This is a genomic window from Vibrio sp. 10N.261.52.A1 (assembly GCF_002876325.1).
In the GTDB taxonomy this organism is placed as follows: domain Bacteria; phylum Pseudomonadota; class Gammaproteobacteria; order Enterobacterales; family Vibrionaceae; genus Vibrio; species Vibrio chagasii.
The window spans coordinates 1-4471 of sequence record NZ_MCYD01001238.1 but is presented as its reverse complement, the minus strand read 5'-3'; the positions used below and the strand labels follow the sequence as shown (position 1 = coordinate 4471).

The window sequence follows — 4471 nt, the reverse complement described above, 5'->3', positions numbered from 1 at the left end:
AAAATAATTTGATAATAATTCAAATATTAGGCTGTTTATCTAAAGTGATAAATCTCTAAGATTCAATTATCGAATGTAAGGAGAAGCATCATGTCACTACCATCTACAATGAAAGCCATCGGATTTACTCAATCACTAGCGATTACAGAACCAGAAAGCCTGTTTGAATTTGAAACGAGCCTACCGGAGTTAAAAGAGAACGACTTACTGGTAAAAGTGAGTGCGACTTCTATCAACCCTGCAGACGCAAAAATCCGAATTCGCAACGCAAAAGATAAGACACTTGAGCAACCAAAAGTGTTGGGCTACGACGCTGTTGGTGAAGTGGTAGGTAAAGGCAAAAACGTCGAAGGTTTTGAGTTGGGCGATCGTGTGTACTATGCGGGTGATGTAACACGCATGGGCGCTAACGCAGAATACCAAGCCGTTGACTACCGCATCACAGCTAAAGCGCCACAAAGCTTAACGGATGAAGCTGCGGTTGTTATGCCGCTTGCAACGCTCACTGCGTGGGAAGCGTTATTTGATCGCCTGCGTGTTCGCCCTGAAGAGAAAAAGTCTATCCTGATCATTGGCGGCGCTGGTGGTGTTGGCTCTATTACTATTCAGCTAGCGAAGCAATTAACCAACCTTAATGTTATTGCGACAGCGTCAAGACCTGAAACGGAGCAGTGGGTAAGAGATATGGGGGCTGACCACGTAGTGAACCATCGAAACTTAGTTGAATCAGTGCGTGAACAAGGCATCCAGTATGTGGATTACATCTTTAATGTTGCAGACACAAAAGGCCACTGGGACGCGATGGTAGAGTTGATTACGCCGCAAGGTATGATCAGTTCGATTGTTGAGTTTGACAGCGAGGTTGACCTATCGGCACTACAAGGTAAGTCAGTGGGCTTCATTTGGGAGCTCATGTTTACGCGTTCGCTGTTCAACACCGACGATATTCAGAAGCAGCAAGATATCTTGTTCCAAACGGCGAACTTGATTGATGCGGGGCGTATCAAATCTACGCTAACCACAACACTGAATGGTTTGAGTTCAGATACGCTGAAAGAGGCGCACCAACGTATTGAAAGCAGTGCATCGATTGGTAAAACTGCCATCAAATACTAAGTGTTAATGACCTAGAATATAGGCGTTTTGAACCCTTGAGCATTGGTTGAGTCTTGACGCTTGAAAAGAAGAGCCCCAGATATTTTTCGCAAAGAAATTGGTGTCTGGGGCTTTGTTCATCTGTGATCTTTCCAATTTATTCGGATGCTTTGAATTGAATCTGAAGCAGTTTTAATGCAAAGGGCAAAGGCTGTTTGTCTGCAATCAAAAAGCCGAACTGTTTGATGTCTTGAGCTTTGAGTTCTGGTGCATTGTTGAGTAATCGGCCTCTAAACACGGCTTGAAAGTCCTCTAGTCTGAACACTTTCTTGAGTTGCTCGCCTTGGATGGTCTCAAAGCTGTACTTGTAGTTGGTTCTATAGCCGTCTTTCCATGTGGTGAACCTTAACTGGTAGGTGCGTCCATCACCAACAAAGGATAATTCTACGTTGTTAACTGCGGGATTTAACGATTCAAGAGAGCGGTTTATTGAGCTGAATCCACCATTATTTTCTAATGATAGGTCTCCCTTAAATAGGCTCTGCTTGCCATCGTAAATGAGCCCACCTGTTGAAATGCCACCCATTACATTATCGTTGATTGCAGACCATTTCTGGTGTTCGCTTGCTTGCGTGAAATCAATCATCTCTATTCCTGCTGTTGACGTTTCAGACCATAACAAAGAAAGGCTGAGGGTTAACCACAAAGGCGTTGTTCGCTTACGCAATGAAGACGCTGTGAAGTTCGACTCGTTCATGACTTTCTCCATTACTCACTAGTCCGCAGAAGTTTCCGTGGCGAGTATTCCCAGACAATGGTCGATAAATTCAGAGTAGTTTGACGCGTTGTCGTACTCAATTTTAAGCGAACCATGAAACATCAGTGTGACGGTGACGTCTTTGTAGCTTAGCCAACAGGTGTAACCATCGTAATCATGCCAAGCTATCATCTCGCCAACTTGATATTTATTGTTCAGTTGTTCCCCGGAAGAGCGAATGAAATCGAATACTCTAAGAAACTCAATGATGGTGATCCTGTTGTCCATGTGTGGCTCCCTCGGTGTGATCGACGATAAACAGCTAAGCACTTGTATTTAAATCGTTACGGTTTGCTTTTAGGTTCCGATCACTAAGAGAGACGCGAGCACTTTTAGATTGTGCTCGCGGTATGGAAGTAGAGAAATGTATCTACTGATGAGCTCCTAAAAGAGCTTCAGATTTATGCTTGATACGAAACACAAAATAGACCATTGACGCTAGAGCAGCGATAAGGTTACCGAGGGCCATGAAAAAGATGACATTGAGAACAGGATTATCGAAAGCGTTAATAAAGAAAGCTCCTGGCAGCCCAACAAAGATCATTGCAAGTCGAAATAGCGGCGGGAGTTGAGAAAAGCCTCTAACTCTTAACCAAGATATAAACACAAGAGCGAAACCATCAATTGCGATCACTGCGACTGAGAGTTTTAATGCTTTTACCAATTCATTTGTTGCAGTAGGTGTATAGATCTGAGAAATAGCCTCAGCAAGTAAACTTAACCCAAATGCACTCACTAGGATATAGCCGAACATAATCGTGAGCATTGAGTAGGGTTCATTAGAGGATTTGTCCATTTGAGAGAGTGAAATGGACAGAGATATCACCAACCCTACATAGAGCACGGAAAAGCTATTCATAAAGTTGAGGGCAAACCCAAGGTACGCAGTATGCTCTTGGCTATAAAGGCTAGCAAACGTAAGAACTAAAATTGAAATACCACCAGTGAAGCAGATACTGGTTAATGCTTCTGTGCGACCAAAATTAACAAGTATTCCGACCTTTTCTTTGTTGAATCGTGGAGTAGCGATGAGCTGATTTTTGAAACCTAGATATATGACAGGCAATAAGGTTAAAACACGTATGGCTAGGGTCGATATTGATACCGCTACAGAAGCATTATCTATGTTAGCTATTGCGATATAGTTAAAAGCGATATTCGCTATTGCACTCGCTATTGTTACCGCTAGCACTTTTTTCTCTAAGCCTTGTGCTTCTAAAATGTTGCATAATCCAACATAAATAGCCAACGGAAAAATACTAATGGAAAGTATAAAATAACTTTGAGTTGCGTGGATTGTAGCATCAAAAAATTGGCCCACAAGAAGGCTTATAACAAGTAAAACCACGCCAAGACATATTGAATATCCAAGTATTTCTTGAGCAGTTTGACGAGGTGCCTCTTTGTTCTGTCCAATGACAATATTGATACCAATACTGAGAACGACAGCCAAGATAACGAAAACCTGAGCGACTTGTGAAGCTAAGGTGTAATCTTGAACTGCCGCCATATTTGTGTGTCCTAACATGATCATATCGACCATCGCGAGAGACAGTGCAACAAACCTTGTTGCTGAGATTATTAGGGCTCGCTTAAGGAAAGTTGCGATCATATTAAAGTTCCTGATGATGTAGGGAAGCTGTTATCGTTTTCAAGTATCCAATACATGAAAGTATGTTGAGGTTGAGTGTTTCTTAAGAACGTGTTTAGTTGACTTGTTTCGTAGTAGAAGACTTCACGGGAGCTTTCGGCTCGTAGAGATTTATTGCTGCCAAATACACACGAAGGTAGTGAGGTATGACATAGCACGAAGGTTTGATTTGCACTTTTGTCGTTGTATGTCCATTGGGAGCAGGCCAAGAAAATTAATTCCATATGAGCTTCCTTGGTCACGAGTTCTTTTAAATCGACTAAATAGTCGTAGAACGATAGTGAGAGTCTCCAGTCCATTTTTTTTTGATGTAGGAAGCACCAGTTAACGAATTCGGTATATAAATGACTTGAGCATAATATTTTATTTTCATTCAAGCTTGGACATCCGCTCAAAATTAAGTTGGCTGATGCATCTATGATGAGAGAGGTATAGAGAGCTTCCCTGTGATTTAAGGGCTTACTAGAAAAGGGAGCAACAACAGAATTTAAGAAATTATCCATAGTATTGGCAGCCTCTTACATTATCGATGTCTAGAATCCATTCATGAGCGTTAAAGTTGTCGTCTCTTTCCACAGAGATTGTCTTGATATCATGCTCTTGGGCTAGTTGTTCGAGGTAGTCTAATACCAATTCATCAATGCATTGATTGTGGGTATCTACTAAGAACTCTCCTTCAGGCCCATTTTCGAATCCTGCGATATGAAAGTGTTCGCATTTTTTGATTAGTTCACGCCAAGCTTCTTTTTTTTGACCTGTATTTTTCTCAGCTATAAATGCATTTGAAAGATCATAAAGAAGACCACAGTGAGTTTTAGATAATACTTCCTCAAAAAAGCATATCTGTGTTACCGATTGAGGTATTATCGATGGATAGTTTTCTAGTAGTAATTGACCATTTAAAAGAC

The 4471-nt window shown here is 41.5% G+C and carries 5 protein-coding genes; 1 reads left to right on the top strand and 4 read right to left on the bottom strand.

Annotated elements, in window-relative coordinates:
• The first annotated feature begins 90 nt into the window (after positions 1-90).
• Positions 91-1116, top strand: a complete 1026-nt coding sequence (locus tag BCT81_RS26160) for a zinc-binding alcohol dehydrogenase family protein (RefSeq protein ID WP_102426354.1) — start codon at positions 91-93, stop codon at positions 1114-1116.
• 136 nt (positions 1117-1252) lie between these two features.
• Here the strand turns inward: BCT81_RS26160 and BCT81_RS26155 are convergent, their stop codons facing one another.
• From BCT81_RS26155 to BCT81_RS26135, 4 genes are all read right to left on the bottom strand, one after another.
• Positions 1253-1864: a CIA30 family protein gene (locus tag BCT81_RS26155; protein WP_102426353.1), complete on the bottom strand. Its 612-nt coding sequence runs from the start codon at positions 1862-1864 to the stop codon at positions 1253-1255.
• Positions 1865-1870: 6 nt separating this feature from the next.
• Positions 1871-2140, bottom strand: a complete 270-nt coding sequence (locus BCT81_RS26150) for a DUF3081 domain-containing protein (protein WP_102426352.1) — start codon at positions 2138-2140, stop codon at positions 1871-1873.
• A gap of 142 nt (positions 2141-2282) precedes the next feature.
• Positions 2283-3524: an MATE family efflux transporter gene (locus tag BCT81_RS26145; protein ID WP_102426351.1), complete on the bottom strand. Its 1242-nt coding sequence runs from the start codon at positions 3522-3524 to the stop codon at positions 2283-2285.
• A 534-nt stretch (positions 3525-4058) separates the two neighbouring features.
• The coding region (locus BCT81_RS26135; protein WP_133152732.1) for a DUF692 family multinuclear iron-containing protein at positions 4059-4471 on the bottom strand (413 nt) is incomplete at its 5' end.

Coding starts and splice junctions, on each gene's coding strand:
- BCT81_RS26155 (WP_102426353.1), bottom strand. CDS start 1,864: ATGGAGAAAGTCATGAACGAGTCGAACTTCACAGCGTCTTCATTGCGT.
- BCT81_RS26145 (WP_102426351.1), bottom strand. CDS start 3,524: ATGATCGCAACTTTCCTTAAGCGAGCCCTAATAATCTCAGCAACAAGG.
- BCT81_RS26150 (WP_102426352.1), bottom strand. CDS start 2,140: ATGGACAACAGGATCACCATCATTGAGTTTCTTAGAGTATTCGATTTC.
- BCT81_RS26160 (WP_102426354.1), top strand. CDS start 91: ATGTCACTACCATCTACAATGAAAGCCATCGGATTTACTCAATCACTA.